The following is a 26,312-nucleotide window of genomic DNA, read 5'->3' on the forward strand; positions in this document are numbered from 1 at the left end:
AATGTTTTTCCTATTGTCGTATATGCAATATGGAGAAACAAAAAGCTAGGAGTGGATTTGTTTGATAAAAAACCCCAAGGTTTTAATATTAACTGCACATTACGGTAATGGTCATGTGCAAGTAGCAAAGACATTAGAACAAACATTTCGCCAAAAAGGAATTGAAGATGTTATTGTATGCGACTTGTTTGGAGAATCACATCCATTTATAACTGACATTACAAAATATCTATATTTAAAAAGTTATACAATAGGAAAAGAATTATATCGTTTGTTTTATTACGGGGTAGAAAAAATTTATGATAAGAAAATAGCATCTTGGTATGCGAACTTTGGAAGAAAACGTTTGAAAACACTGTTACAGGTGGAGAAACCTGATATTGTAATTAATACATTTCCAATTATTGCTGTACCAGAATTGAAAAAACAAACGGGGATTTCAATTCCTGTCTATAACGTATTAACGGATTTTTGCGTGCACAAAATATGGATTCATCGAGAAGTAGATCGTTATTTTGTTGCAACGGATCACGTGAAAGAATTGATGGTTGATATCGGTGTACCTGCGGAACAAATTGTTGAAACAGGAATTCCAATTCGGAGTAGTTTTGAGTTAAAGGTAAATTCAGACATCATATATAATAAATATCAGTTATGTAAGAATAAAAAGATTTTACTAATTGTAGCAGGTGCTCATGGGGTATTAGGAAATGTAAAAGAACTATGCCAATCATTTATGTCAGTGCCTAATTTACAAGTAGTTGTCGTTTGTGGAAAAAATGAAGCTTTAAAACATGATTTATTAAGTTTACAGAAGCAAAATTCCGATGCATTAAAAGTGTTTGGGTATGTTGAAAATATTGATGAATTATTCCGAGTTACTTCTTGTATGATTACGAAGCCAGGCGGAATAACATTAAGTGAAGCAGCAGCGTTGCAAGTACCTGTCATTTTATATAAGCCTGTTCCAGGACAAGAAAATGAAAATGCGATGTACTTTGAAAAAAAAGGAGCAGCAGTTGTCATTCGCGATGATAGTGAGGTTTTCGCAAAAACAGAGGCATTATTACAAGATGATGTGAAGCTTCTTCAAATGAAAGAAGCAATGAAAAGCATCTATCTTCCAGAGCCAGCTGGTCATATTGTAGATGCAATTTTGGCAGAAAATCATGCAGAACCGCGTCATATACCTATTAAATCACCTGCTCTTGCACAATCTTTTACTTAATATGAAACCCTCTTTGTATATGTAAAGAGGGTTCTTTATTATTTTCAAAGAAAATTTAGCCAGTTATCCACAAAAAAATGCGCTTTCATTAAACAGTAAAGTCGGAATATTAACAACTATATCCACATTGTCCACAATTTTTAGAAAAATATCCACAATTAAAACAGCTGATATATGCTTTAATATAGAAAAATATTAAGTATTTTTGAAAATTACTAACAATTGCATCAGTTTTGTGGATAAAGTTGTCCACAGCAAAAAGACCCCTTATGCATAAGCATAAGGGGTCTTTTTGCTTACTTCTATCAGTCGAGAAAATTATGTAATGAAAATGAATAATTAGGGGGGAAACTTCTAATTATTCATTTTCACTTTAAATGCTTTTCGAGCGATATCCTGCTGCACGATCTGCTTTTTGAAATTCGCGTTGATAGAGAACTTCTTGTGTACTAGATAATGTGTTTTTTGCTTTATCACGTTTCTTTTTATCCATTACAAATCACCTCGTGTCTTAAAGTTACTATTTATCGTTTCCAAAGACATGAGGGGATATACGCATATGGAAAATGTTAATGATTGATTATCATTTCAGAAAATTTAGATTATGCTTCTTTTAATTGATGAGCATCTTGGAAGGTTGTATCTCGCATTGTAGCAAGTGTGTATTGATCTTTTGGAATTTCATATAAGTTATATACTTCTTCGTTTGCGTTAATTTCATCATATACGGCTTTTCTTGTTTCGTTTGCTAGATTCACATATTGCAGTTTTTCTGCAGCTTTAATAGAACGAATATTTATTTTACGAATACGCATGAAAATTGTTTCAATATCTAATTCGTAGAAAAGTTCACTAAAAAATGAATCTTTTGCCAATTTATTATAGCCTTTTCCATGATATGGTTTGCCAAGCCATGTCCCGAGAAATCCAGCTTTTTCTTGCACATCAAATAAAGTAATTGTTCCGATAGGGTTACCCCATTCATCTAAAATTGTGCGTGAAATTAATTCACCACGCTCTTCAGCTTCAATCGTTTGTTTCGTTAAGAATAAATATTCTTCATAAGAATAAGCCTTTTGACGCACAAAAGGGAAGACAGCTGGATCCACCATTAACTCGTATAGAACGTGGCTGTCGTGTAAGTCGCGTTTTTTCAACATACTAACTCCTCCTCACACGAGGGTAGCATGACGAAAAAACACCCCACCCTCGAAATTTTTATATCAATCTTTAAAAAATTTCGGGGTGGGAATCGAACCCACTAGAACCAGTTTCTAACGCTGGTGGCGCACCATTTGCCTTCCCCATTCATCAATTTGAAAATGATAATCACGACACAAATTGATTATGGTTTCATTCAGTTTATAATCGTATAATACTTTATCTAGTCAAAAAAATAAACTAGTTTTTTTTATTTTTTTTGTAAATTATTTTTCCATCAATCATAGTTAGTACAGGCTTGGCTAAATAATGGAAAGGATGATGAGTCCATAACACGAGATCGGCGTCTTTTCCAACCTCGATGCTTCCAATTCTATCCTCTAATCGCAAATTTCGCGCTGGGAATATGGTGATTCCTTCTAGTGCTGTTTTCTCGTCTAACCCTTCTCTTACTGCGACAGCAGCACAAATATTTAAATACTGAATGGGTGTATAAGGATGGTCTGTTGTTATAGAAACTTCCACACCATTTTTGGATAATATATGGTAAGTATCCCATGTCTTGTTTTTTAGTTCGATTTTAGAACGGCGTGTCAGAGTGGGACCAACTGAAACCTTCAAATTGTGTTTCGAAAGCTCTTCAACAAGAAAGTGTCCTTCTGTACAATGTTCAATACGTAGATCGAGGTTGAATTCCGTTGCAAAGCGTAGCGCAGAACTAATATCATCTGCTCGATGGGCGTGGATACGTACGGGTATTTCACGACGTAATGCTTTTAAAATAGGAAGCATTCGAAAATCAGCTTCGTGCCCGTAGTGTTGTGCTTCATAGAATGATTCCCGAAGTAACCCCATAATCCCCATACGTGTTATGGATTCTTTTGTTCCATTACTATGGACTTTTTTAGGGTTTTCTCCAAAGGCAATCTTTAAACCAGCAGGTTCTTGAATAATCATATGATCAATACAAGTTCCAGCTGTTTTTATTACACAAGTAGTACCCCCGATAATATTTTGACTGCCAGGCATAACGTGAACGGTTGTAATTCCATTTTGTACAGCGTCTTGAAAGGCGATATCGAGAGGATGGATTCCATCTAAAGAACGAATATGTGGTGTTGAAACTTCAGATGTTTCATTGGCATCATTTCCAGCCCAACCAGTACCTTCATCATAGAGACCAAGGTGAGTATGGACATCAATAAAGCCAGGTAAGAGATGGAGTGCTCGTGCATCTATAACGGTCATATCTTGAGTAGGTTGAATAAAAGGTTTGACCTCGGTAATTCGCTCTCCTGTAACGAGTACATCGCCTTGAAACTTTGGAGATGTAATAGGGTATACAATGGCTTGTTTGAGCAATATTTTCATAGGTACCTCATTTCTGTTACTTTATAATGCTAATGGAAGTTAAGGGAAAGTAACTGAAAGGTTATTTGTATGGTAATGCTTCGGATCCTAGAAAATGAAAGTTTTAAAAGGGCCCATGTAAAATTGTGTTTTAGAAGTACTACATTGTATGCGAAAGTATATTTTGTAATGCATGGTCTATTGCCGGAAATGTGTATTGGTATCCATGTTTAATTGCTTTACTAGGTAATACATGTTGCCCTTCTAGTACAAGTATGCTCATCTCACCTAATAAGGCGTGAAGCATAAATGAAGGGACAGGCAACCAATGTGGTTTTCTCGTTGCAGCAGCGATGGTCTTTCCAAATTCCTTCATTCTTATAGGTGTTGGTGCTGTCATATTAAGAGGACCATCAATTTCTTTTTTGTGTATGATGAAATCCATCATACGAACGACATCGTCTATATGAATCCATGATAACCATTGTTTCCCAGAACCAATGGTGCCGCCGATATAGAATTGATAGGGAAGTAACATTTTTGGTAAGGCTCCGCCATCTGCACCTAATACAACGCCAAATCTTGTGTAAATTGTTCTTATTCCGAGAGAACATGCTTTAGCTGCTTCTTGTTCCCATAAAAATACTGTTTCTGCTAAAAAGTCATTTCCAGGAGTTTCTTGTTGCTCAGTAAAAGACTCTACTTCAGATGTTCCGTAGTATCCAATAGCACTTGCATTAATAAATGTATGTGGTTTTTTATGGAGTGCCTGCAATTGTTTAATGAGTCCTTTTGTTGTTTGAATTCTACTGTTTAAAATGGCTTTCTTTTGTTTCTTTGTCCATCTACTATTAATAGACTCTCCGGCTAGATTAATAACTACATCAATAGAAGAGAGGGGGAAGGTTTGTAAATCTGGTGTCCATTGAACATACTGAAGTTTAGGGTCGGAAGTTTCAGTAGTTTTTTTTCGTGTGAGGATGTAAACAGTATATCCTTTTTGAACAAAAAAAGTAGAAAGATATTTACCGATAAAGCCTGTACCACCAGAAATTGCGATTTTCACAAGTATTTCCTCCTCATTATATATATTCTTGAAAAGAAAAAATGTTCCTCGACTATGTTAAAATAATAGAGAGGTGAGAGTATGGCTGTCATTACAAAAATAGAAGTACAAAAACGTTCGAAAGAACGATTTAATATTTATATTGATAAAGGCCAAGGTGAAGAGTACGGGTTTAGTGTGGATCAAGTAATCTTAATGAAACATGGATTACAAAAAGGCTTAGAAATTGATGAAATAGAGTTAGGAAATATTTTGTACAATGAAGAGGTACAAAAAGCATATTTACAAGCAATCTCCTATTTATCCTATCAAATGAGAACAAAACAAGAAATAGAAGATTTTTTACGAAAAAAAGAAGTGGGACAAGCCATCATCTCTGAAGTCGTTTCGAAATTATTACATGACCGATATATTAATGATAAAGAGTACGCTGTTTTATATACGCGAACGCAAAGTAATGTGAATCGAAAAGGTCCAACTGTTATTAAAAGAGAGTTGTTAAATAAAGGTGTTCAAGATTTACTTATTATGCACAGTTTACAAGAATATCCGAAGGAAAAGCAAATTGAGAATGCCTTGTTTCTCATAGAAAAGAAGAAAAAATCTTATCAAAAGCATTCTTTTTTACAAATGAAGCTAAAGTTAGATGAGATGCTTGTTCGAAAAGGATATTCTAGAGAAGTAATTCAAATTTGTTTGGAAGAATTGAAAGACGAAAGAGATGACGAAAAGCAACAAGAAGCGTTACACTATCATGGGAATAAATATTATGAGAAATATAAGAAGCATGTTGGATGGACATTTGAAAACAAGATGAAGCAAGCGTTATATAGAAAAGGATTCTCTATTGATGAAATTGAGATATTTTTGCAAATGAAACGCGAAGAGGAATGAGGAGAATAAGATGAATATGCCAAAACGCTACAGTGAAATGACACCGCATGAGCTAAGGGAAGAAATTGGCGCTTTGAAGGAGCAAGCAGTAAAAGCTGAGCAGCTTGGGATTGTCAATGAATTTGATGTATTAATGAGAAAAATGGCAATGGCTCGTGCTTATATGACGGATATAAACAAGTTCCGTATTGGTGAAATATATGAATTAGTAGAAGAACCTGGTGTATTATTTAAAATTACGTATTTCAATGGGGTATTTGCTTGGGGATATAAGCAAAATGATAATGAAGAGATTGGCATACCAATTTCCTTATTGCAAGAAAAATAAAAACCAGAGAGCACATATCTCTCTGGTTTTCATCTTTGGTAGGCGTTAAAGGAGATAGGAGATTCTAAAATTGGCGTTTTTTACATTCATTTGCCAATATAATGAGAGACTGGGTTTGTTGCGTCTGTCCGTTAACTTGCGCTTTCGCATGTTTTGGACGAGTCCACGTATGGTTAAATAATTCAGAACGACTATCTAAGCGATCACGGTAGCTCATCTTTATCACCTCGTGTAGGAAGTTAATTTAATTTGTACTACTCTTCCTGCTGATTTGCAGCACGCATACGTTCTTGTGGGTGCGTGTTAATTGTGCCGTTAGGTCGCTTCGAAGCGAAGCGTGATTTCGCTTTCGGCTGACCGTCGATTTTGCTGTTGTTTTTTGACTCAGACCAAAATTCGGCTTGTTTACCCATTGCGAACGCCCTCCTCCTCATCAGTTGATACCTCTTTAAGAAGTATCACTTATAGAATGTGCAAAACAGAAGAAACTATCCTTTAGAAATGAAGGGATAAATAGGTAAAAGGAGATTAGAACATGAATGATATTTATGAAGCATTAACGAAAGAATTATTAGACAAGAATGACAAGCTTTCTTACGGACAAGCTCGTGCATGGGTTGAATTACTTTGGGAAGATTTTCAAACAACTTATGCAAAATCAGGGCGTTATCAAGGTGAGGAAATGACTGAGCAAGTGGTACGATCATGGATTAATAATCATGGTGTACGCCTTCATGAAATGCGTACAAACAATCCGAAGTATAGTCATTTAATTAATCAAGAAGATCATTTGAAACATTAAAAAAAGCGACTTGAGTCGCTTTTTTTAATGTGGAAGTAATTCCAGTTTTTTTCGAAGTTTTTCTTCACTAAAAATCCATCCCGTATAGGAACTAATAATATTTAAATTATGGTCTAGCTGAACAATCGCGACAAATGGATAATAATCTTTACTTCGATACCGTAAATCAATGAATCGTACTTCGTAATAATGATCATGATCAAAAATATCCCAGCGATATACAGGAGAGAAAGATAGGAAGGCCGAGATGTTTTCATCTTGTTTAGCTGCTCGCATAATATCATTGTCTGGGAACGGTACCCGATCGAACTTGTCATATATCATGATGTTACCACGGTGCCACCTCGCAACGTAGTAATAATCAGCTGTAACGACTGCTAAATGATAATGATAAAATCGGTAAGAAGGAGAAATGATAATCTTTTCGACATTTTTGAAACGTTTGTGTACAACGCTTCTTATATTTCTGTGCATCATAATTCGTCCGGTATAGTAAACAATCATTAATATATATGCTGCTAAGGCTGTGTATCCTTTATGAGAACCGACGAGCATGCAAGCAATTGCAAGTATATGGATAAAGAAAATTACGGTATCGAATGTATTAATCACGCCGAGTGCGACCCATTTTTTTGTGAAAGGCCGTAATGCTTGTGTACCATAGGCGTTGAAAATATCTACAAAGACGTGAAGGAAGACTGCAATAAATGACCAAAGTAGTAGATGAAGATATGGAGCGTCTGAAAAGAAGGCGAAAGAGATGCCACTTATAAGGAATGACCAAAGAATTACCGCGGGAATGGAATGAGTAACTCCGCGATGATTTCTTATATATTTAGCGTTATTACGCAATTTTAAAACTGTGTCAATGTCAGGAATGTTGGAACCAGCAATTGTAGCAAGCATAACAGCTTGTGGGCCAATATCACTTTGTGCTATGGCTGGGTCTAATGTTGCTAAGCTACCTAAAGTGATACCCATAACAAGGTGAGTGGCTGTGTCCATAGAAATCCACCTCCGTTTTTTATTAATGTAACTCTTTTTATTCGATACCTCAAGTCCTTTGCCTTCAATTTCCTATGTCATCTTACTTAAATTTTTTCCTAAAATCTTTATAATAGTACTTATATGCAAAAAAATGAGGGGGATCAAGTTTGACACTTGAAATACTAAAAAATTTTAATATAGAGCAGTTTCAAAATGATTTAATTGGTTGGTTTGAAGAAGAACAGCGCGACTTACCGTGGAGAAAGAATAAAGATCCATACCGCGTTTGGGTTTCTGAAATTATGTTACAGCAAACAAGAGTAGAAGCTGTAAAACCATATTACGCAAATTTTATGGGGAAGTTTCCTACACTTGAAGCGTTAGCGAACGCAGATGATGAAGAAGTATTAAAAGCATGGGAAGGTTTAGGGTATTATTCTAGAGCACGTAATTTACACGCGGCTGTAAAAGAGGTAAAAGAAGTATATGGCGGAATAGTACCGAGTGATGTAAAGAAAATTGAAAAGTTAAAAGGAGTAGGACCATATACAAAAGGTGCTATTTTAAGTATCGCATATGGTATACCAGAGCCAGCAGTTGACGGAAATGTTATGCGTGTATTATCTCGCATTTTATCAGTATGGGATGACATTGCAAAACCAAAGACTAGAAAAGTGTTTGAAGAGATTGTGCGTGAAATTATTTCGAAAGAAAATCCATCTTATTTTAATCAAGGTTTGATGGAGTTAGGTGCATTGATTTGCATTCCAAAAAATCCATCTTGCTTACTTTGTCCTGTACGTGAGCATTGCAGAGGATATGCTGAAGGTGTTCAAAAAGAACTACCAGTAAAAAGTAAAGCGAAAGCTCCTACAATGGTACCGCTTGTTGCAGGAGTACTTCAAACTGAAGATGGTCGTTACGTTATTAATAAACGTCCAAGTAGCGGATTATTAGCTAATATGTGGGAGTTTCCGAATATTGAACTTGGCGAAGGGATTCGAAGTCAGAAAGAACAGCTTATAGATTATATGAAAGAAAAGTTTGAGCTTTCGATTTCTATTGATGAGTACGCAATGAATGTACAACATACATTTACTCATCGTACTTGGGATATATTTGTATTTTACGGAAAAGTAACCGGTGATATTGTTGAAACAGATACATTGAAACTTGTATCGAAAGAAGCATTTGAGCAGTTACCTTTCTCTAAATCGCATCGTACGATTTATGAGAGTTGTGTTGAGAAAATTACAATGCAATAAACAAAAAAGTGTTCCCTAAATTGGGAACACTTTTTTAATCGTAAGAAATTTTTGTCCCATGAGTCCAACTGGCATCACCTTCTTGTAAGCCGCCCCTTGATTCGATCTCTATTACAATTTCTTTATAAATACTTTGCCCTTCCGCATTTAAATAGGGCAAAATCTGTTGTAATGAATGATGAAAATAAGCTAATTCATCTTCTTTCCATTCGTTTTTTGAAAGCATCGTTAGTTCAGTCATATCGCGTCCTATATACATATTTCCACCTCCATTTTCTATAGTTTGAATGAGTAACAAGAGATATATGCGGAATTTTTTTAAAAGAAAATTACGGATAGCTTCTAGTTGAATTGGTTACATTATTGATTGTGGAGGTGAGAAAGATGAGTAAAAAACAACAAGGTTATAACAAGGCAACTTCTGGTGCTAGCATTCAAAGTACAAATGCTAGTTATGGTACAGAGTTTGCAACTGAAACAAATGTACAAGCAGTAAAACAAGCAAACGCACAATCAGAAGCAAAGAAAGCACAAGCTTCTGGTGCACAAAGTGCAAACGCTAGTTATGGTACAGAATTTGCAACTGAAACAGACGTGCATGCTGTGAAAAAACAAAATGCTAAGTCAGCTGCAAAACAATCACAATCTTCTAGTTCAAACGAGTAATGAAAGAAAAACACTTCTCCAATTCGAGAGAAGTGTTTTCTTTGTGTGCGGGTCATTGTAATGAAAAGAAAGTGAACGACATAACTTCTAATAAGTCAACAAATGTTGTCAAAGGAGAAGGAAGTTAAAGATTAGAAATATGTAATTAGGAATAATAACTGATGAAGAAATCCAAAAGGGGGTAAGTAATGAACGATTTTGATAAGTTGGTGGGAGAACAATTGGAAACGATGGATGAGCTGTTAAAATTGCAATCACACTTAGAGAAGTATCAACAAATTGAAATGAATGAAAAAGATACGTGCGATAAAAAAGAACTGCATTTTATCCGTCAGGAAATATATAGAACAGAAGTAGCGTTGAAGATGTTACATGAGAAATTTGAAGAACAAACGAATAGTGTAATCCAATCTTTTACAACTGAAAAAATGATTTCAAATTTAGGATAAGATATATTATTGCCTTCAGGTGAAAAGTCCTTCAAATAGAGAGGGGCTTTTTCTATTACATGTCCTCGTTTATAAATAATACAGTACAATCCTTGTGTTCTGAGAAGATTGGGTATTATTGTATTCAACGATAAACCTCCTGCATATTCAGTGTGGAAAATAGAGTCTTATCCCTTTAGTTTTAAAATTTTGACAAAAAAGTTATAATAGAAGAAAAGTGAATGCCGTTCAAAGGGCATTTGCAGTTGAAAGAAGGGAGCATATATGGGATTTCCCAAAGAAGGAGAAAAAGTACAAATACATAGTTATAAACATAATGGCTCCATTCATAGAATGTGGGAAGAAACAACAATTTTAAAAGGGACACAGAGTCTTGTGATCGGAGCGAATGATCGTACAGTAGTTACAGAATCGGATGGCCGAACATGGATTACGCGTGAACCAGCAATTTGTTATTTTCATGCCAACTATTGGTTTAATGTGATTGGGATGCTTAGGGAAGAGGGCGTATATTATTATTGTAATTTAAGCTCCCCTTTTGCGTATGATTCTGAAGCATTAAAGTATATTGATTATGATTTAGATATTAAAGTGTATCCAGATATGACATATACGCTTCTAGATGAAGATGAGTATGAAAAACATAGTCAAATTATGCAGTATCCACCTGTTATCGATACAATTTTAAAACGAAATGTAGCACATTTAACACAGTGGATTCATCAAAGAAAAGGTCCGTTTGCACCAGACTTCGTAGATATGTGGTATGAACGATATTTAATGTACAGAAATTAAAACAAACCTGCAGGGGGCTTCCCGGCAGGTTTGTCCTATTAGAGGGGGGATTATGTGCAGGGCATAAAAAGATATTTACAATTTGTTAAACCATATCGATGGCTTATCGCTATTACAATTATTATTGGACTAGTTAAGTTTGGTATCCCACTTATTATGCCGTGGTTATTAAAGTATATTATCGATGATGTAATTCAAGGCGGAGGTTCACTTCAAGATAAAACATCTCAATTAATAACAGCGATTGGAATTGCTTTTTTTATTTTTGCGGTATTAAGACCACCGATTGAATATTATCGTCAATATTTCGCGCAGCGTATCGCAAATACAATACTGTATGATTTGCGGAAGTATATTTTTGGTCACTTACAAAAATTAAGTTTACGTTATTACTCCAATACAAAAACAGGAGAGATTATTTCGCGTGTCATCCATGATGTAGAACAAACGAAGGATTTTGTAATTACTGGTTTGATGAACGTCTGGTTAGATACTGCAACAATTGCTATTGCCATCATTGTTATGTTTTCTATGAATATAAAATTAACATTTGTTGCGTTATTGATTTTACCTATTTATGTAATTGCAGTGAAATATTTTTTCGGACGTCTTCGGAAATTGACGAAAGAGCGTTCACAAGCGTTAGCGACGATGCAAGGATATTTGCATGAACGTATTCAAGGAATGCAAGTGACACGTAGCTTTGCGTTAGAAGAGTATGAGGGGAAGCAGTTTGAAAAAAGAAATAATGAATTTTTAACGAAAGCATTAACCCATACAAGTTGGACGGCGAGAACATTCTCGGCAGTAAATACGTTAACAGATTTAGGTCCATTACTTGTGATTGGTTTTGCAGCATATGAAGTAATTCAAGGGCAGTTAACGCTAGGGACGATGGTAGCTTTTGTTGGATATATGGATAGTTTATATAGTCCGCTTCGCCGCCTTGTTAATTCATCTACAACATTAACACAATCTTTTGCATCGATGGACCGTGTGTTTGAACTGTTAGATGAAAAATACGATATTGTTAATGTGCCAAATGCGGTACAAACGAAAAAATTAAATGGAGAAATTGTATTTGATAATGTTTCTTTTCGTTATAATGCAGATGAAAAAGAGATATTACACAACTTGTCATTAACTATGCAGCCTGGAGAGAAAGTAGCGCTTGTAGGAGCGAGTGGGGGAGGAAAGTCATCTCTTGCTAGTTTGATCCCGCGTTTCTATGATGTTTCTGAGGGAGCGGTTTATGTAGATGGGATAGATGTAAGAAAGTATAATATGAGAAATTTACGTAGTAATATTGGAATTGTACTGCAAGATAATTTATTGTTTAGCGATACAATTGGAGCAAATATATTATATGGAAATCCGAAAGCTACAGAGCAAGAAGTGATTGCAGCTGCCAAAGCTGCGCAAATTCATGATTTTATTATAGACTTACCAGATGGTTATAATACTGTCGTTGGAGAACGTGGTGTAAAGCTATCGGGCGGGCAAAGACAACGTGTGGCAATTGCACGAGTGTTTCTAAAGAATCCGTCGGTACTTATATTGGATGAAGCAACTTCGGCATTGGATTTAGAAAATGAAAGGTATATTCAAGAGGCGCTTCAGACGTTAGCTGCTGACAGGACGACGATTATAATCGCACATCGATTAGCGACGATTACGCATGTTGATACGATTATTTACATTGAAGACGGTGAGATTAAAGAGACTGGTTCTCATGAAGAGTTAATGCGAAAAAAAGGATTTTATTACAATTTATATCAACTTCAACATATAACAGAAACAGCTCCTTTAGCATAAAAGGAGCTGTTTTTTTATTCGTCTTCTTTTTTATCATCGATTTGGAGTTCTTTTTCTGGTTTATGGTATGTGTAGAAGCTATCTACAAGTAAATCTAAATGCTCTACTTCTTCACTATAGTTAATAATGGAAGAAATAAGAGGGAAGAGATGTAGCCATGTTTTATATGCTTCTTCATCGTCCTTATTTTGATATTCCATAAAGATATCAATTAATTCTTGTTTACCTGTTTCAACTTCATCAAGCATCTCAACAGATTGTTGTTTTTTTGCTTTACCAATAAATTTTAATAAAACTTGTTCATGATAATGCGTTAATGAGTCAAGTTCGTTTTGGATAGATTCCTGAAACTCTTCCGGCATGTAACGCAGTTCGTTTTCAGTACGGTGTAATGATTTTAACGTACTTAAAGCACGGCTTGTTGTCGCTAACATTTGTCTGAATAAAACGAGCTTACGAATTTTTGCGAACTTTACTTTTTTCGTGTAGCTTCTTTCTTCTTTATACAGCAAATAGTAATGGTTTAATTTGATCATTTTTTCTTTCATACGATCAATATCAGTTTTTAGCGTTGTAAAATCAGAAGCTTGCCTGCTATTCATTCGAATCCATTTTACAATTTCTTCTGTATTATCAACGATACGATGATAAAGTTTTGTTTCATATTTCGGCGGCATAAATACTAAATTTACAAGTGAAGCCGCAATAATACCAATCATAATCGTCGCAAAGCGAAGTAAGGCAAAACTAAAGAAATCTTCGCCTTGATACTCCATAATGGCGATAACTGTTACTAAAGCAATTGATATTGTGTTTTCTAATCGTAATTGCAGTGTAAGAGCAATTACTAATATACATGTTAATCCAATAATAAAAGGATTATGTCCAAAAGCAGTAGCAAATGCGATAGCAAATATCGCACCGATTACATTTGCTTGAATTTGTTCAAGTGCGGTTAAATAAGAACGGTATACAGACGGTTGAACAGCAAAGATAGCTGAAATTCCCGCAAATACCGGACTCGGTAATTGAAGTAAAATACAAGCAAATAAAGCTAACGTGATGGCAATACCCGTTTTTAAAATGCGAGCACCAAGTTTCATACCCTTAATAAGATCCTTTCTCTTGTCATAATGAATGTACAACATGATACTATACATTCATTACAATATGTTAGCAAGTGATATTTTAGTGACGTTAAAAGAAATTAGTATTCATTTTATCGCGCTAATTGTGAACAGTAAGATTCCCGCCTCTAAATTCAGTAGCTGGATGCCGGTAAACGCTCAATTGCTGTAGGCTAATTAAAGTTTCACTTTATAATTTTTCCTAATTTCTTTTAAACATCAGTTTTTAGTAAAAAGACCTGCTGAATTTCAGCAGGTCTCAAATTGTTACTATAGATTACTATGAGAAGTGTACTTCGTCAATTTTTTCTTAATAATGAAAATTACTCATGTTACTCTGTTGAGATAGATGGATCTGCCTGTTCTTTTTTCGGGATAATTTCAAAAAAATGGTTCTGTATATCATCTAATAACGGGGTTAACAAAGCAACTTCCTCATATTGCTCATGCTCGTTTAGTACACGAATATAGTCTAACAATAATTCAGTTACATCTTTCAAACCGTTTTTACTAATTGGTTGTAATGTAACATTTGCCCCTTTTGCGATTCTTCTTTTTAAGGCTTGTTCTGTTAAGCCTAAGTTTGAATCATGACGTAAATAAACAACACCGCCAGTCATGCCGGCGCAAATCCATGGACCAGGGTCACCTAAAACAAGCGCTCGCCCATTTGTCATATATTCAAAAGCAAACCCTTTAATATTGGAGTATGCCCCTATATTCCCGTGCTCTTTTTCACGGAGTGGTTTTGTTATTCTACCGCCAATTATCATGTCTGCCCCAGAAAGGCGAATGCCAGCGCGAGCATCAGCGTTCCCTTGCACGTATAGTGCCCCTTTTTGTGCACCATATCCAAATCCTTTTCCGACAGAACCGTTATAATATACTCCATCTTCTCCTTTTGATTTCGTTATATAAATACCACCACCAAAGGAAGTTTTACCAATGCCATCTTGTGCGCCGCCATTTACGTGTATAAATAAATTTTCACTATTGTAAGCACCTAACCCATTTCCGGGAATAGAACCATTCGTATACTTTAATGTAAGTGGTTCAAGTTGAGTAGCTTCATATAGTTTACTGCGAACGCGATAACATGATTCTAGACCACCCATAACGCGTTGCTCTACACCAACGCCTACTAATTCTTTTGAGTCAGCGGAATGAACGGTTTTAAATTGTTTTTTCGGCACGTCTTCTGTTGTTGTAACAGATGGATGTTCTATTATTTGTAGTAAATTACGTAAGTTTAATAAATTTTCGCCTCGAACTTGCTCTAATAAATCAGAACGCCCAACAATTGTTTGTAAATTTGTATACCCAAGCTGTCCTGTTAATCGTTGTAGTTCTACACCGAAAGAGGTGAATAAATTTAACAGGCCGGCAACTGCGCTTTCTAATTCGCGCGGGACGAAGCGGCGTAATCCGTGTTCTTTTGCTTGTGCTTCAGACTCGATTTGTGTCGCAATTCCAACATGGCAAGTATCTAGATGGCACCCACGGCAAGTAGTACAGCCGATTGCAATCATTGATAGTGTGCCAAATCCAATACGGTTTGCTCCGAGGAGCATGATTTTCAAGGCATCATTTACACTTCGAATACCACCATCTGCCCAAATCTCTACTTTATGTCTCATGCTTGCTTCTAATAAAGCGTTGTGAGCGGCTTTAACACCAATTTCTACAGGGAGACCTACATGCTGCAATGCGTGAATACGTGCAGCACCTGTTCCGCCATCGAATCCGCTAATGTTAATAAAATCAGCGCCAGCTTTGGCGATACCGACAGCAATTGTTCCGATATTAGGAACGACAGGGACTTTCACGGCTACTTTGGCAAGTTGATTAGCTGTTTTAATTTCTGTAATTATTTGAGCTAAATCTTCAATTGAATAAATATCATGGTTATTAGAAGGTGAAATTAAATCTGAGCCGATTGTCGCATTACGTGCTTCAGCTATTTTGGCTGTCACTTTTGAACCAGGTAAATGTCCACCCTCTCCAGGCTTTGCGCCTTGACCGATCTTGATTTCAATTAAGTTTGATGAGTTTAGTAGTTCGGCATTTACTCCAAATCGTCCAGATGCCACTTGTTGTCCACGTGTATGTGGGTATTTCCCAATCATATCTTTAATTTCGCCGCCTTCACCGTTCAAGCTAATCATATTTAGCTGATCGGCCGCTTCTGCATATGCGCGAAAGGCGATTTCGTTTTGAGAACCAAATGACATAGAACTAATAATAAATGGTAAATTATGATTTTGAATGCCGATAGATACTTCTTCAGTTGGAACGACATGTTTTGTTTGTTTCGTTTGAACAAGGTGTCTGATTGCGATTGGATTATTCTCTTCTAGTTCACTTAACTTGTCACGGTAATCATCATAAGAATTTCCTTTTGCAACATCGCCAATTGCTTTCCAAATTCGCGGGAATATATGAAATGATTTTCGCATTCTAATTTTAGGATTGTTATAATCCTCTGCTCGTATTTTTGCATCTTCAGTAAGTGATTCAAGTGAAAAAGCTAAATCATTTGAACCGAAGAAATTTGTAATTTGTAATATATTTGCAATTTCTTCATGTAACCCAATAGATGAATAGAGACGTCCGTAACCACGTAACTCATGAATTCCAATTGTTGAAATGACTTTTTCTAATCCTTTATTAAGTGCATTATACAGATTCGTAATTGGTGTTTTTGTTCCATCATTTACAGTGGCGAATAATAAATATGGATTAATACCATCTGCTCCTAATCCATATAGTGTGACAATGTCATGTAAGGAGCGAAGAGCACCAGAACGTATAACGAGAGAACAATTGCGGCGTAATTTATTTTCACTTAATGCTTGATGTACTTTAGCAGTAACTAAATGTGGATCAATCCACAAGCGTTCATTTAGATGGGCTTTTGCGTCATCTAATACTAGTAGAGAAGCACCATTGTTAACAGCAGCTATCGCTTCAGAACTAATGCGGCTTAATGCACATTGCAGGGTTTCTGACGAGCTGAATGTAGCAGAGATTGTGGCGATAGAGTTATGAGTCATAAATAACTCTATGAGTTGTTCATACGTAATTGTGTGTAATTCCTCTGCAATAGGTTGTGCCACGCTGCCTTCTAAAATAATTGGTGAAAGCATTTCAACTACAAATGGCCGTTTTGCGCTGCTTAATAAACTTGGACGCTCTCCAAGTACAGTACGTGTAGAGAAGTGTTCAATTTCACGGTCACGGTCAATTGCAGGGTTTGTAACAACAGCTACACTTTCTTTAATAAAGTCAGCGATATTTCGTCTATCAGTATCGAGTGCGGCAAGTGGTGAGTCATGCCCAAGTGAGCGTATTGGCTCAACGCCTTTTGTTGCCATCTGTTCAAGGAGCTGAATATGTTCTCGGTCCCATCCGAAAGCGACGTATTGTTTCGTTTCAACTTGAACAGAATCACATAGCCCTTGGATTTTTTTCGTTTCAGGGATAGATAAATTTAAATGGTAATTGGTAGTATCAATTCGCTTTTTAAAACGGTTATATACTTGGATTTGATATTTGTCATATTCATAAAGAACAAGTTCATCTTGTTCATTCCATTTTAATCCAACCTTTTCTCCAGGGGCGAGTGGTTTTGGTTCTGCTACATATTTAGTTGGTGATACAACTCCAGGTTCAGAAGAGAAAATATAAGAGCTCTCTGTCTCTACTTTCCATACTGGGCGTAATCCAAGGGAATCAACACTGAAAACAGCTTCATCTTTAAAACGGGAAATGATGCCAGCTGGTCCTTGTGCAAAATGTCCCCATGCTTCACGTATATACGTATATAAATCTTGTAAAGGTGTTTCATAAAGTTTAATTTCATTAATAATTGGAGGGAACAATATTTCCATTGCTTCAAATAAACTGTAGTCGTATTGAACAAGTAGAGTTTCTAAGGTGCGGTTTAAATCTTGAGAGTCACTGCCTCCAGCAGTAAGTGGTACATCAATCATTTCAGCTTGATCGCGTAATTTTGCGATTGTGTTAATTTCACCATTATGTCCGAGAATGCTAAATGGTTGTACACGAAAAAAATTAGATAATGTATTAGTAGAGTAGCGGTTATGTCCTAATGTCATAGTTGAAGCGATAAGTGGATGTTGTAAATCATTATAGTAGGCAACAAGTGTATCACCAGCACCTAGAACTTTATATACAACATGATCACGACTTAATGAAGCAACATGAATTGCTTCGTTTTCCTCTATTTTTATTGTGACAGAAAATAATGTTTGCTCAATATTTGTAATTTCGTTTTCTGCGATAAGGGCAACTTGCCAAAATAAAGGTTCTTCTTGTTTACCAAGTGGACCGAGTGCATCGGAGTTTGTTACATCATCACTTTCGAAAATGATTGTAAATTTTTTGTTGTTTAATTGCGTACGAATATAATCTTTTAAGATAGTAATGTTTTCTTTTTTATTTAGAAAAAAATGTCCAACGATAAAGTGGGGATGATCCACAATCGTTGGATTATATCCGCTACTTTTTAGTTTTTCATTCCAAAGCGCTTTTGGTACATCAATGTGAATGCCGATGCCATCGCCCTCACCATTAATGAAACCAGCTCTATGATTCATTTTGACGAGTGATTGAATACAAAGGTCAATGTTTTCTTTTGTAGCAATTTTTCGTTTCTCCATAACGGAAACGATTCCACACGCATCGTGTTCTGCATTTCTATAATCTCGAAATAAAGACGGTGTCCATGTATTTTTTGTATTGAGCATCCGTCAATCCCCCCTCTTGTAAAAGTTAGAATAATATTACTATTTAAGGTGCAAATCACCTTGTACACAGAGATAGTAATGCTGTAAAAGAATATAAAACAGATAATTATGAATAATTATACTATTAATACGGGATTTATGAAATAGAAAAAAGGAAAAAAGAAAGGTGAGCTTTCTTTTTTCCTTTTAATGACGGGATTATTTATTGTCTGCTAGGGCAGCAAATGCTCTGCCGACAGCTTCGATTGTATATTCAATATCTTCTTTTGTATGTTCTGTCGTTAAGAACCATGCCTCGTATTTAGAAGGTGCTAAGTTAACTCCTTCTTGAAGCATAAGCTTGAAGAATTTACCGAACATTTCACCGTCTGTATCTTGTGCGGCATCGTAATCTTCAATTGTATTTGTTGTGAAGTATACAGTTAAAGCTCCTTTTAGACGGTTTAATGTAATGTCGATATTATGTTTCGTTGCTTGCTCTAAAATTCCTTTTTCAAGCATTGCACCAAGTTCATCTAATTTCTCATAAAGTCCTTCTTGTTGAAGCACTTCTAGACAAGCGATACCTGATGCCATAGAAGCAGGGTTTCCTGCCATTGTACCAGCTTGGTATGCAGGTCCAAGCGGAGCAACTTGTTCCATAATTTCTTTCTTACCACCGTAAGCACCGATCGGTAAACCGCCGCCAATAACTTTACCAAGCGCTGTTAAGTCAGGTGTCACACCAAGTAAGTCTTGAGCACCACCGTACATAAAGCGGAAAGCAGTAATAACTTCATCGTAAATTACTAGTGCGCCAGCTTCGTGAACAAGTTCATTTACTTTTTCAAGGAATCCTGGTTTAGGCTCTACAATACCGAAGTTTCCAACAATCGGTTCTACAAGGATAGCTGCTACTTCATGACCCCATTTATCTAACGCCTCTTTTAAAGTTTCTACATTATTAAATGGAACGGTAATAACTTCTTGTGCGATACTTTGTGGTACGCCAGCTGAGTCAGGAGTTCCTAAAGTAGAAGGACCAGATCCAGCTGCCACAAGTACTAAATCAGAATGGCCGTGGTAACAACCAGCAAATTTCATGATTTTTGTGCGACCTGTATAAGCACGAGCAACACGAATCGTTGTCATCACTGCTTCTGTACCAGAGTTTACAAAACGGACTTTATCTAATGCAGGCATTGCTTCTTTTAACATTTTTGCGAATTTTACCTCTAGCGCTGTTGGTGTTCCGTAAAGTACCCCATTTTCAGCAGCTGTTGTAATTGCTTTTGTTATATGCGGATGAGCATGTCCAGTAATAATAGGACCGTATGCTGCTAAATAATCGATATATTTATTTCCGTCTACATCCCAGAAATAAGCGCCTTTCCCGCGTTCCATAGCAACAGGAGCGCCGCCGCCAACTGCTTTAAAAGAACGAGAAGGACTGTTAACACCGCCAACGATATGCTCTAAAGCTTCTTTATGTAATTCTTCTGACTTTGTGAATTTCACTACAATTCATCTCCTTACAAAAATCTATGTATTATTCTAACATGTTTTTCGAAAAGACGTATTGTTTGTGATAGCGAAGGCAGTTGGGTAAACTATTCGTTGTGACATTTAGGAGGGGGGTCCGATTATGAAATCGGTAATTGAGGTACAAGGGTTACGTAAAGAGTTTACAGCCTATTCAAGTCGTCCGGGCTTAAAGGGTGCATTTCGCGATTTATTAAATCGTAATTATAAAATAGTACCAGCAGTAAATGATGTATCTTTTACTGTAAAGCAAGGTGAAATGGTTGGTTATATCGGTGAGAACGGTGCTGGTAAATCAACAACAATTAAAATGCTTACGGGGATTTTGACTCCGACATCAGGGCAAATCACAGTAAATGGAATGAATCCACATAAACAAAGAGAAGAATTTGTAAGAACAATTGGTGTTGTCTTTGGACAGCGCTCGCAACTTTGGTGGGATATTGCAGTCCAAGAATCGTTTCGTTTATTAAAGAAAGTGTATGGTGTATCAGACGCTCAGTATAAGGAGCATATGGAGCACGTAATTGAAACGTTAGATATAGGGCCTTTATTAGATAAACCAGTTCGAAAATTATCTCTCGGTCAAAGAATGCGTTGTGAATTAGCAGCAGCCTTAATTCATAATCCACCGTTATTATTTTTAGATGAGCCAACAATTGGGTTAGATGTACTTGTGAAATTGAAAATACGTGAATTTTTAAAAGAAATGAATGAACGTTATAAAACAACAATTTTATTAACTACTCATGATATTACGGATATTGAAGCTTTATGTGAGCGTGTTATCATGCTGGATGAAGGAAATATTATGTATGACGGTTCTTTAAATAATCTTCGTACGCAGTGGGGAGCAGAGAAGGAAATACACTTTCAGTTTGTTGCACCAGTTTCCTATCAAGCTTTATCAATGGTTATGCCAGATAATCATGTCGTTTGGTCGAAAGCAAAAGAGGAAAATGCATGGGTTGCAAAAATTCCGAATGAAGAAGTTATTATTTCAATGCTGATTTCTAAAGTAGTACAAGCCTTTCAAATTAAAGATTTAAAAATTAACGAAGTGTCTACAGAGGAAATTATTCGTAACATTTATGAAGAAGGTATTACGCATGGGTAAGTATATTGAAATGATTCGAATTCGCTTTTTAATGATGCTTGCGTATCGTACAAATTACTATAGTGGGATTTTAATTTATACGATTAATATCGGTGCTTACTATTTTTTATGGCAAGCAATTTATAGCGGAAAAGAGAATATTGAAAGTTTATCTATTTCGCAAATGACCACGTATATCGCAATCGCGTGGATGGCACGTGCCTTCTATTTTAATAATATAGATAGGGAAATTGCGATGGAGATTCAAGAAGGACGTGTGGCTGTAGAATTAATTCGTCCGTATAACTATTTGGGAATGAAAGTTATGCAAGGTCTTGGCGAGGGGATATTCCGTTTTGCCTTCTTTTCCATTCCAGGCATGGTTATCGTTACGTTATTATTTTCGTTGCAAATTACAACGAATTTTCAAACTTGGTTATATTTCTTCTTATCCTTAATATTTAGTTTTATTATTAATACACAAATTAATTTAATGACGGGAATGCTTACGTTTTTCCTATTTAATAATAGTGGGATTATGTATGCAAAACGCGTTGTTATTGATTTATTTTCAGGTCTATTATTACCAATTAGTTTTTATCCGTTATGGGCCCAAAAAGCAATGATGTTTTTACCGTTTCAGGCTATTAGTTATATTCCAAGTATGATTTTTTCTCAAGGTATACAGGGGAGTAAGTTGTATGAGGCTTTAGTATTTCAAGTGATTTGGGCGATTGTACTTATTATTCCAATTGTACTCATGTGGAGAACGGCGAGAAAACGTCTAATTGTACAAGGGGGATGATGAGATGCTATATATAAACTTATTTTTACAATATGCAAGTCAATATATAAAAACGAAATTGGAGTATCGAGGCGATTTTATCGTTGGTTTACTTTCTGATTTATCGCTTCAAGCAGTTAATTTAATATTTATTCTCGTTGTATTTGGGCATACACAAGCATTGAAGGGATGGAGTCGAGAAGAGGTAATCTTTATTTATGGTTTCTTTTTAGTACCATTTGCCATCTTTTCAGCTTTCTTTAATATATGGGATTTTAATGATCGATACATTATTAAAGGGGAGATGGATCGTGTATTAACGCGACCGATCCATAGCCTATTTCAAATTATATTAGAAAGAATGGAACTTGAATCTTTAATTGGAGCTATTACAGGGATTTTTGTAATGGGATATGCAGCTGTGGAGTTACAATTATCTTTTTACTGGTATGATTTCTTCTTATTTATATTGATGGTAGGAGGAGGAGCACTTGTATATGGAGGGATATTTGTTACGCTTGCGAGCCTTGGTTTTTGGTCGGATGCGAAAAGTTCAATTATGCCCCTTATGTATAACATAGGTAATTATGGGCGCTATCCTGTTAATATTTATAATCGTGTAATTCGTTTCATTTTAACGTTTGTTTTACCGTTCGCGTTTGTTGGAGTATATCCAGCAGCATACTTTTTAAGAAAAACAGAATGGAATAGTTATGCATTCGCGACGCCACTTGTTGGTGTTATCTGTTTTACGATTGCAATCAACCTCTGGAACCAAGGAGTAAAAAGATACCGTGGCGCGGGTAATTAATTATAGAAGCTTGTTCGTTTCTAAGGGATAAATCAGTCCTCCACCTCATACATATAAAATGAGGTGGAGGACATGTTATGGGGATTTATTCTATTAATTGCAGCAATCGCTATTTTGAAAAGTGTCCAATTATTATGGAGTTCTTATTCAGATTCAACGCGTTTTTTTTCGCTGTATAATTTGGCCACATTATTTTTGATCTATACAACAGTACTGATCGCGTTTGGATTAAGTTACGTTGTATTAGAGGAAATGGGTTTCGCAGTTTTGAAAGAGGACGGAGAAAGTTTGAACGTTCATTCTTTTCAACTCGTTGAAGTTTGTTTATATTTTAGCGCAGTTACTTTATTGTCTGTTGGATATGGTGACATATCTCCGATTGGAATTGGGCGATGGATTGCAATTGCAGAAGCGCTAATTGGATATACACTCCCTTTTGCTTTTGTGATGAGGTCTGTAATAGACAATGAAAAATAAGGAAGCATTTGTTATAGTAAAGGAAAAGAGTAGGAGTGATAACAATGATTACAGTAGGAGAAATGGCACCAGAATTCACATTAGAGGGAAGTAACGGAGAAGAAGTTAGCCTAGCTGATTTTCGCGGTAAAAATGTAGTTCTCTATTTTTACCCGAAAGATATGACGCCAGGATGTACAACTGAAGCATGTGATTTTCGTGATGCGTATGGAGTATTTCAAGAGAAGGATACGGTTATTCTTGGAGTAAGTCCTGATTCAGCGAATAGACATTTGAAATTCATTGAGAAACATGAATTACCATTTACACTTTTAGTAGATGAAGATCATAAAGTAGCAGAGTTATACGATGTTTGGAAGTTAAAAAAGAACTTTGGGAAAGAGTATATGGGAATCGAGCGTTCTACATTCCTTATTAATAAAGACGGTGAACTTGTAAAAGAGTGGCGTAAAGTGAAAGTGAAAGGACATATTGAGGATGTTCTTTCTTATATAAAATAAATCTACGTTGGAGATAAAATATGCAGAAACAAGGCAAGTGTCTATACATATTTTACTGCCTTACATAAAGTGGAAGTGTAGGGCATACCTCCTCAGATGATAGTATTCCAAGTGCGATTATGTCGCACTTTTTTCTATGTAATATATGAAGAAAAAGGGAAAGATACATAAAAACAAGTCCTGAATATAAAAATAAACCACATACTTATAGTAGAAATATTGACGATTTATAAGAAAAGGAGTACACTCTTTATAAGAATTATAAAATAATAATCCGTATAGAATCGGGGTGCATGACGGTGGTCAAAGAAGAATTAAAAGAAGCGCTAGAAATGCTGAAAAATACGGGTGTACGCATTACTCCACAGCGTCATGCTATTTTAGAGTACCTTGTGGAATCAATGACGCACCCAACAGCGGATGATATTTATAAAGCATTAGAAGGTAAGTTTCCAAATATGAGTGTTGCAACTGTCTATAATAACTTACGTGTGTTTAAAGAGGTTGGACTTGTAAAGGAATTAACTTATGGAGACGCTTCAAGTAGATTTGATTATGTTACAAGTCAACATTATCATGTGATTTGCGAAAAATGTGGTAAGATTGTTGATTTTCCTTATGGAGGCTTGGAAAAGCTGGAAGAGGAAGCTGCGAAAACGACAGGCTTCGTTATCAATAGTCATCGCTTAGAAATTTATGGCGTTTGTCCAGAGTGTCATAAGGCGTAATATATAATAAAGAAAGAGGCTGACGGCTATACGTCAGCCTCTTTCTTTATTATATAAGGATTAGCGTGAGGTTAATCGGGATTTACAGTGCTAAGTTAGTAAGAAGGGTTAGATAAAAGTTTGTCGAATTTACTTTGTATTGGTGGAAATGAATTCTTGGAGGGGACATTTTGAAGAAATATGAGATTAAAAGTGACATTCCAACATTGGAAGAATATAAATATTTATGTGATTCTGTGGGATGGACTAATTATATGAACTTTGAGGTGGTGGAAATATCACTTCAAAATTCGATTTACTGTATAACAGTCAAGGATAATAATCAAATCATCGGCATGGGCAGAATTGTTGGTGATGGGGCTATCTATTTCTATATTCAAGATATAGTGGTTCATCCAGAGTATCAAAAGAATGGTATTGGAAAGAAAATAATGAATACTTTAGTAGAATACTTAAATCAGAATGCTCCAGATAAAGCATTCATTGGTTTGTTTGCGTCGCAAGGGAAAACGTCATTCTACGAAAAATATGATTTTAAAGATTATTCGCCTAACATGACAGGGATGTTTACTGTTATTTCGAAAAAATAGGTGTAATAAATTTAATAAAACAATTAAAAAGTTGATTTCTTAAGAAATCAACTTTTTAATGAGTTGAAACGTTTGTAGTGTTGCAAACTCGTATTTCCCTTGATACTTATGATTTATAACTCTTCTTATTATACTTTTCATCAAATTCTTTTCCTTCTAGATCTCGATCTAGTGTTAAAGGTTGATTGCAGTGCATACATGCATCGACACGGCCGAGCATTTTTGTTGGCTTATCACAGCTTGGACAAATAATTTGGATAGTCTTAGTAGATAACATACCAATCCAAAAATAAACGACAGTGCTAGCGATAACAGCTAAAAAGCCAACCATCATAAAAGTTGTCATGATAATAATGTTTTCGCGGAAAAAGACACCTAAGTATGCAATGAAGAGGCCGATAAATACTAAACTTAATGCAAAGGTCCGGATTTTATTGATTTTGTTTGAATACTTAATGCTCATTCTCACCACACTCCTATAATAATAATATAACATAAAATTTAGAATTTTCACTCTCGTGTAAATTGATAAAGAGATAAGATATGAAATGGATAGGAGAGGAGCCATGAAGAATGAATAGGTGCTATAATGAATTTTAAGTTTTTAACGGGATGTGAAATTTTTTTGTGAAAAGTATTGACCCTGTATATACTGCATGATATATTAATAACCGTCGCTGATGCGGAAACGCAGAAAACGACAAAAAAGAAATTGAAAAACTTAGTTGACATTGAAAAATGAAGATGTTAACATAAGGAAGTCGCAAATGAGCGACCAATTAGTTCTTTGAAAACTGAACGAAACAAACAACGTGAAACGTCAATTTTTATTTTTAGATGCTAGACAAACTAACTTTATTGGAGAGTTTGATCCTGGCTCAGGATGAACGCTGGCGGCGTGCCTAATACATGCAAGTCGAGCGAATGGATTGAGAGCTTGCTCTCAAGAAGTTAGCGGCGGACGGGTGAGTAACACGTGGGTAACCTGCCCATAAGACTGGGATAACTCCGGGAAACCGGGGCTAATACCGGATAACATTTTGAACCGCATGGTTCGAAATTGAAAGGCGGCTTCGGCTGTCACTTATGGATGGACCCGCGTC

At 35.8% G+C, this 26,312-nt stretch carries 28 protein-coding genes and 1 rRNA gene; 17 read left to right on the forward strand and 12 right to left on the reverse strand.

The window, feature by feature from the left end:
- Window positions 1-61 precede the first annotated feature (61 nt).
- Window positions 62-1,228 carry a diglucosyl diacylglycerol synthase gene (locus ATL10_RS20585; protein ID WP_000594694.1) on the forward strand — a complete coding sequence of 389 codons (1,167 nt, stop codon included), beginning with the start codon at window positions 62-64 and terminating at the stop codon, window positions 1,226-1,228.
- Between the two features lie 373 nt (window positions 1,229-1,601).
- Here ATL10_RS20585 and ATL10_RS20590 read toward each other — a convergent pair whose 3' ends face one another.
- From ATL10_RS20590 to ATL10_RS20605, 4 genes are all read right to left on the reverse strand, one after another.
- The gene (locus tag ATL10_RS20590; protein WP_000358482.1) at window positions 1,602-1,721 is read right to left on the reverse strand and encodes a YfhE family protein; all 120 of its coding nucleotides are present in this window, start codon (window positions 1,719-1,721) and stop codon (window positions 1,602-1,604) included.
- A gap of 109 nt (window positions 1,722-1,830) precedes the next feature.
- Window positions 1,831-2,388 carry a GNAT family N-acetyltransferase gene (locus ATL10_RS20595; protein ID WP_000914737.1) on the reverse strand — a complete coding sequence of 186 codons (558 nt, stop codon included), beginning with the start codon at window positions 2,386-2,388 and terminating at the stop codon, window positions 1,831-1,833.
- A gap of 241 nt (window positions 2,389-2,629) precedes the next feature.
- A complete protein-coding gene (locus tag ATL10_RS20600) occupies window positions 2,630-3,760 on the reverse strand; it encodes an amidohydrolase (RefSeq protein ID WP_000698297.1) in 1,131 nt (376 codons plus the stop codon).
- Between the two features lie 139 nt (window positions 3,761-3,899).
- On the reverse strand, window positions 3,900-4,805 hold the full coding sequence (locus ATL10_RS20605; protein WP_000684406.1) for a TIGR01777 family oxidoreductase: 906 nt from the start codon (window positions 4,803-4,805) through the stop codon (window positions 3,900-3,902).
- An 81-nt stretch (window positions 4,806-4,886) separates the two neighbouring features.
- On the opposite strand from ATL10_RS20605, the gene recX reads away from it, so the two are divergent.
- The gene (recX, locus tag ATL10_RS20610; RefSeq protein WP_090978258.1) at window positions 4,887-5,699 is read left to right on the forward strand and encodes a recombination regulator RecX; all 813 of its coding nucleotides are present in this window, start codon (window positions 4,887-4,889) and stop codon (window positions 5,697-5,699) included.
- A 10-nt stretch (window positions 5,700-5,709) separates the two neighbouring features.
- Entirely contained in the window at window positions 5,710-6,027 is a 318-nt protein-coding gene (locus ATL10_RS20615) for a YfhH family protein (RefSeq protein ID WP_001057023.1), read from the forward strand.
- Window positions 6,028-6,091: 64 nt separating this feature from the next.
- Here the strand turns inward: ATL10_RS20615 and ATL10_RS20620 are convergent, their stop codons facing one another.
- Window positions 6,092-6,244, reverse strand: a complete 153-nt coding sequence (locus ATL10_RS20620) for a YpzG family protein (RefSeq protein WP_000122093.1) — start codon at window positions 6,242-6,244, stop codon at window positions 6,092-6,094.
- Between the two features lie 37 nt (window positions 6,245-6,281).
- On the reverse strand, window positions 6,282-6,440 hold the full coding sequence (locus ATL10_RS20625; protein WP_000517891.1) for a small, acid-soluble spore protein K: 159 nt from the start codon (window positions 6,438-6,440) through the stop codon (window positions 6,282-6,284).
- A 122-nt stretch (window positions 6,441-6,562) separates the two neighbouring features.
- Here ATL10_RS20625 and ATL10_RS20630 point away from each other — a divergent pair, with 122 nt between their 5' ends.
- Window positions 6,563-6,829 carry a YfhJ family protein gene (locus ATL10_RS20630; protein ID WP_000998159.1) on the forward strand — a complete coding sequence of 89 codons (267 nt, stop codon included), beginning with the start codon at window positions 6,563-6,565 and terminating at the stop codon, window positions 6,827-6,829.
- A 24-nt stretch (window positions 6,830-6,853) separates the two neighbouring features.
- Here the strand turns inward: ATL10_RS20630 and ATL10_RS20635 are convergent, their stop codons facing one another.
- Window positions 6,854-7,834 carry a metal-dependent hydrolase gene (locus ATL10_RS20635; protein WP_110497404.1) on the reverse strand — a complete coding sequence of 327 codons (981 nt, stop codon included), beginning with the start codon at window positions 7,832-7,834 and terminating at the stop codon, window positions 6,854-6,856.
- Between the two features lie 149 nt (window positions 7,835-7,983).
- On the opposite strand from ATL10_RS20635, the gene mutY reads away from it, so the two are divergent.
- Window positions 7,984-9,081, forward strand: coding sequence for an A/G-specific adenine glycosylase (mutY, locus tag ATL10_RS20640; RefSeq protein ID WP_000171381.1), 1,098 nt, complete (start codon window positions 7,984-7,986; stop codon window positions 9,079-9,081).
- Between the two features lie 34 nt (window positions 9,082-9,115).
- Here the strand turns inward: mutY and ATL10_RS20645 are convergent, their stop codons facing one another.
- Window positions 9,116-9,340: a hypothetical protein gene (locus ATL10_RS20645; protein ID WP_000275439.1), complete on the reverse strand. Its 225-nt coding sequence runs from the start codon at window positions 9,338-9,340 to the stop codon at window positions 9,116-9,118.
- Window positions 9,341-9,465: 125 nt separating this feature from the next.
- Here ATL10_RS20645 and ATL10_RS20650 point away from each other — a divergent pair, with 125 nt between their 5' ends.
- The 4 genes from ATL10_RS20650 (at window position 9,466) to ATL10_RS20665 (ending at window position 12,806) form a co-directional block, all read left to right on the forward strand.
- Window positions 9,466-9,747: a gamma-type small acid-soluble spore protein gene (locus tag ATL10_RS20650; protein ID WP_000039034.1), complete on the forward strand. Its 282-nt coding sequence runs from the start codon at window positions 9,466-9,468 to the stop codon at window positions 9,745-9,747.
- 188 nt (window positions 9,748-9,935) lie between these two features.
- Window positions 9,936-10,196 carry a YgaB family protein gene (locus ATL10_RS20655; protein ID WP_000997586.1) on the forward strand — a complete coding sequence of 87 codons (261 nt, stop codon included), beginning with the start codon at window positions 9,936-9,938 and terminating at the stop codon, window positions 10,194-10,196.
- Between the two features lie 264 nt (window positions 10,197-10,460).
- Window positions 10,461-10,991, forward strand: coding sequence for a nucleoside tri-diphosphate phosphatase (ntdP, locus tag ATL10_RS20660; RefSeq protein ID WP_000506627.1), 531 nt, complete (start codon window positions 10,461-10,463; stop codon window positions 10,989-10,991).
- A 54-nt stretch (window positions 10,992-11,045) separates the two neighbouring features.
- Window positions 11,046-12,806: an ABC transporter ATP-binding protein gene (locus ATL10_RS20665; protein WP_001161604.1), complete on the forward strand. Its 1,761-nt coding sequence runs from the start codon at window positions 11,046-11,048 to the stop codon at window positions 12,804-12,806.
- Window positions 12,807-12,820: 14 nt separating this feature from the next.
- Here ATL10_RS20665 and ATL10_RS20670 read toward each other — a convergent pair whose 3' ends face one another.
- The 3 genes from ATL10_RS20670 to hemL all read right to left on the reverse strand — a co-directional run bounded on the left by ATL10_RS20670 (window position 12,821) and on the right by hemL (window position 20,199).
- Window positions 12,821-13,909: an aromatic acid exporter family protein gene (locus ATL10_RS20670; protein WP_000765787.1), complete on the reverse strand. Its 1,089-nt coding sequence runs from the start codon at window positions 13,907-13,909 to the stop codon at window positions 12,821-12,823.
- Window positions 13,910-14,265: 356 nt separating this feature from the next.
- Complete coding sequence (locus tag ATL10_RS20675) at window positions 14,266-18,702, reverse strand: glutamate synthase-related protein (RefSeq protein ID WP_110497406.1); 4,437 nt, start codon at window positions 18,700-18,702, stop codon at window positions 14,266-14,268.
- Between the two features lie 198 nt (window positions 18,703-18,900).
- The gene (gene hemL / locus ATL10_RS20680; RefSeq protein ID WP_053565316.1) at window positions 18,901-20,199 is read right to left on the reverse strand and encodes a glutamate-1-semialdehyde-2,1-aminomutase; all 1,299 of its coding nucleotides are present in this window, start codon (window positions 20,197-20,199) and stop codon (window positions 18,901-18,903) included.
- A gap of 127 nt (window positions 20,200-20,326) precedes the next feature.
- Here hemL and ATL10_RS20685 point away from each other — a divergent pair, with 127 nt between their 5' ends.
- From ATL10_RS20685 to ATL10_RS20715, 7 genes are all read left to right on the forward strand, one after another.
- Window positions 20,327-21,340, forward strand: a complete 1,014-nt coding sequence (locus ATL10_RS20685; RefSeq protein WP_000843655.1) for an ABC transporter ATP-binding protein — start codon at window positions 20,327-20,329, stop codon at window positions 21,338-21,340.
- Window positions 21,333-22,124 carry an ABC transporter permease gene (locus tag ATL10_RS20690; RefSeq protein ID WP_090978268.1) on the forward strand — a complete coding sequence of 264 codons (792 nt, stop codon included), beginning with the start codon at window positions 21,333-21,335 and terminating at the stop codon, window positions 22,122-22,124. Before ATL10_RS20685 ends, ATL10_RS20690 begins: the two co-directional genes overlap by 8 nt.
- A gap of 4 nt (window positions 22,125-22,128) precedes the next feature.
- The gene (locus tag ATL10_RS20695) at window positions 22,129-22,914 is read left to right on the forward strand and encodes an ABC transporter permease (protein WP_090978270.1); all 786 of its coding nucleotides are present in this window, start codon (window positions 22,129-22,131) and stop codon (window positions 22,912-22,914) included.
- A 72-nt stretch (window positions 22,915-22,986) separates the two neighbouring features.
- A complete protein-coding gene (locus ATL10_RS20700) occupies window positions 22,987-23,391 on the forward strand; it encodes a potassium channel family protein (protein WP_000964345.1) in 405 nt (134 codons plus the stop codon).
- A gap of 44 nt (window positions 23,392-23,435) precedes the next feature.
- A complete protein-coding gene (gene bcp, locus ATL10_RS20705; RefSeq protein WP_000633711.1) occupies window positions 23,436-23,891 on the forward strand; it encodes a thioredoxin-dependent thiol peroxidase in 456 nt (151 codons plus the stop codon).
- Window positions 23,892-24,190: 299 nt separating this feature from the next.
- A complete protein-coding gene (perR, locus tag ATL10_RS20710) occupies window positions 24,191-24,619 on the forward strand; it encodes a peroxide-responsive transcriptional repressor PerR (RefSeq protein WP_000237829.1) in 429 nt (142 codons plus the stop codon).
- Window positions 24,620-24,789: 170 nt separating this feature from the next.
- Window positions 24,790-25,209: a GNAT family N-acetyltransferase gene (locus ATL10_RS20715; protein WP_000759744.1), complete on the forward strand. Its 420-nt coding sequence runs from the start codon at window positions 24,790-24,792 to the stop codon at window positions 25,207-25,209.
- A gap of 106 nt (window positions 25,210-25,315) precedes the next feature.
- On the opposite strand, the gene ATL10_RS20720 is transcribed toward ATL10_RS20715, so the two are convergent.
- Complete coding sequence (locus tag ATL10_RS20720; protein ID WP_000025058.1) at window positions 25,316-25,672, reverse strand: YgzB family protein; 357 nt, start codon at window positions 25,670-25,672, stop codon at window positions 25,316-25,318.
- Between the two features lie 392 nt (window positions 25,673-26,064).
- Between ATL10_RS20720 and ATL10_RS20730 the strand changes: the two genes are divergently transcribed.
- Window positions 26,065-26,312, forward strand: a 16S ribosomal RNA gene (locus ATL10_RS20730); the annotation flags it as partial.

This window comes from Bacillus sp. 196mf (genome assembly GCF_003217275.1).
GTDB classification, from domain to species: domain Bacteria; phylum Bacillota; class Bacilli; order Bacillales; family Bacillaceae_G; genus Bacillus_A; species Bacillus_A thuringiensis_S.